5 protein-coding genes are annotated in these 2,509 nt (G+C 48.9%); all 5 read right to left on the reverse strand.

Annotated elements, in window-relative coordinates; translation table 11 throughout:
- The coding region (locus AQR02_RS34375; RefSeq protein WP_245237494.1) for an ABC transporter permease at positions 1-436 on the reverse strand (436 nt) is incomplete at its 3' end.
- Positions 436-1,194 (reverse strand): ABC transporter ATP-binding protein, encoded by a 759-nt coding sequence (locus AQR02_RS15720; protein ID WP_054941287.1) that lies wholly within the window; start codon positions 1,192-1,194, stop codon positions 436-438. The genes AQR02_RS34375 and AQR02_RS15720, both read right to left, overlap by 1 nt.
- Positions 1,195-1,208: 14 nt before the next feature.
- Positions 1,209-1,559 carry a DUF1048 domain-containing protein gene (locus AQR02_RS15725; RefSeq protein WP_054941288.1) on the reverse strand — a complete coding sequence of 117 codons (351 nt, stop codon included), beginning with the start codon at positions 1,557-1,559 and terminating at the stop codon, positions 1,209-1,211.
- A 15-nt stretch (positions 1,560-1,574) separates the two neighbouring features.
- A complete protein-coding gene (locus AQR02_RS15730; RefSeq protein WP_054941289.1) occupies positions 1,575-1,919 on the reverse strand; it encodes a DUF1048 domain-containing protein in 345 nt (114 codons plus the stop codon).
- Positions 1,916-2,224, reverse strand: a complete 309-nt coding sequence (locus AQR02_RS15735) for a PadR family transcriptional regulator (RefSeq protein WP_054942128.1) — start codon at positions 2,222-2,224, stop codon at positions 1,916-1,918. Before AQR02_RS15735 ends, AQR02_RS15730 begins: the two co-directional genes overlap by 4 nt.
- Positions 2,225-2,509: the final 285 nt, after the last annotated feature.

Here is a 2,509-nt window from a genome sequence, read left to right on the forward strand (position 1 = left end):
CTACGGCTAACCAGGACAGTACCCCGGCCGACGAGCGAAAGCCCATAATGAGCGCTACGAGAATAATGACGGCAACAGAAATGACGTTGGACACCACTGAGGTCAGCACATGTCCCCACAACACCGTAGAACGTGCGATCGGCATGGAGTGGAACCGCTCCATAATGCCCCGTTGCTTATCCAAAAACAGGCGGTATGCCACGTAGGCCACCCCGCTTGCAATAGCCATAAGCAGTATGCCAGGCAGCAGATAGTTCACATAATTATCTGTGCCGGACTGGATGGCGCCGCCAAACACATAGACGAACAGCAGCATCATTGCAATTGGAGTGACGCAAACCGTGAAGATGGTGTCCATACTGCGGAAAATATGGCGCATGGAACGTCCGAGCATCACTCTCAAGTCGCTGATAAAATATTTTTTTGCGTTTTCCATTAAATGGCCTCCTTTTTATTGATGATCGCAAGGAATATTTCCTCAAGTGTCGGCTGTTTTTCAACATACTCTACCTTTGCGGCTGGAAACAGCTTTTTCAGCTCCGCGAGCGTGCCGCCGGCGATAATCCTGCCCTCGTGCAGAATGGCAATCCGGTCGGCAAGCTGCTCAGCTTCCTCTAAATACTGCGTGGTCAGGAATACCGTCGTGCCGCTGCCTGACAGCTCCTTAACAATTTTCCAAACCTCGATACGAGCCTGGGGGTCAAGCCCGGTGGTTGGTTCATCAAGGAAAATGACCTGCGGTTTTCCCACAAGGCTCAATGCGATATCGAGCCTGCGGCGCATACCACCCGAGTAAGTAGATGGCTTACGGTCGGCGGCCTCGGTTAAGCCGAAGCGGTTCAGCAAATCGTCAGCAACTTGATGCGGATGATCCAGATGCCGCAGCTTGGCAATCATGATCAGATTTTCCCGTCCGGTCAGAATCTCATCCACTGCCGCAAATTGCCCGGTCAGACTAATCGATTGCCGTACGAGATCTGGCTTTGAGGAAATATCGAATCCATTCACGGTGAGAGTACCGCTGTCCGCCTTGAGCAACGTGCTGAGGATACGGACAATCGTCGTCTTGCCCGCGCCGTTGGAGCCCAGCAGGGCGAAAATCTCACCCCGCTTCACATCAAAATCTACGCCCTTTAAGACTTCTGTGTTTTTGAAGGATTTTCGCAGACCTTTTACTTGAATTGCTTTTTCCATCCGATATTCCCCCTTTACTTTGTTTTATCCGTAGTCTTTTTGATAGCCTTGTTCACTTCTTGGTTAGCGGATTCTTGATAAATATCAGCGTAAGTCTTGGAGTCTTTGATCAGATCATCACAGAAAGTGGCCACGTCACTTCCGGTTACTTCAAGCACCCCTCTGCCCAAGGCCGCGCCCTCTTCAAACAGATCAATAATTCCCGATAGCAAACCCGTTCCCTCGGTTAGTTCAACAGGACCGACTTTAAACAGATATTTTTGAATCTCTTTATAGACAATCTGATAATCCTGCGGGAGCGCTTTGACTCGTGCAACGTGTGCCCGCCACTCTTTTTTACCTTCAATGATATCTCGTATTCTCATTATATCCTCTCCTATTTACCTAATTTTTTTAGCGACATTATGGTTGAGCTGCTCGCGCCACTTGTCACGATAGGACTTTGCCCCTTCTTCGCCGGCGAGCGCGGAGCAAAAGCCTTTGATGTCGTCACCCAAAACCTCCTCTACACCCTGACCGTCCGCCGCCGTTTCTTCCAGCAGGCCAAGCACACCGTCAAGGATGGGCATGAGGTTGCGGCCGGTGAAATCCGAGTGCGTCCAAAGATTGGATTTGATTTTTTCCCATGCGGCTTGATAATCTGCCGGCAGCTTTTTGGCTCGCGTTTCAAAAGCTTTAAATTCTTTAGTCATGTCGCTGCCGGTGACTTTTTCCCAAAAATTCATAATCTTTTCTCCTTTAACTCGCTGATTTTTGATGATACGAACTCCCACTTTTCCCAGAATCTTTGCAGCTCAGCGCGCCCCGCGTCGTTGATCGCGAAAAACTTTCGCGGCGGTCCAATGTCGGACGGCTTTTTGGTGATCTCCACCAGTTTGTTTTTTTCAAGCCGGATCAGAATGGTATACACTGTTCCTTCTACAACATCTGTGAAGCCGAGGGCGTTCGGCTGCCGTGTAATTTCGTAGCCGTAGGTTTCTTTGCGGCTTATTATTTCAAGAACACTTCCCTCAAGCACGCCTTTGAGCATTTCCGTTATGTTTTCCAAAACAATCACCCTTCGCTATTCTGTATGACTGGTATGCCGTATCACTTACTACCACTACAAAGTAACACGCAGTAGCTGGTTAGTCAATAGCATTTGCCGGATACGGATGGAATTTTTTTCTTTTTGTTTACCCGTTAGCTTTTACGAAAACAAGGAGCAACGCTGCCATGGCAACCTGCTCCTTGTTTGATTCGAATATCGTTCTAGATAGGATTAACCCAGTATTCGGCTTCAGTTCAACTGCTGCGCAAGCTCCCAGACATGACC

It is taken from the genome of Paenibacillus ihuae (genome assembly GCF_001368795.1).
GTDB classification, from domain to species: domain Bacteria; phylum Bacillota; class Bacilli; order Paenibacillales; family Paenibacillaceae; genus Paenibacillus_AQ; species Paenibacillus_AQ ihuae.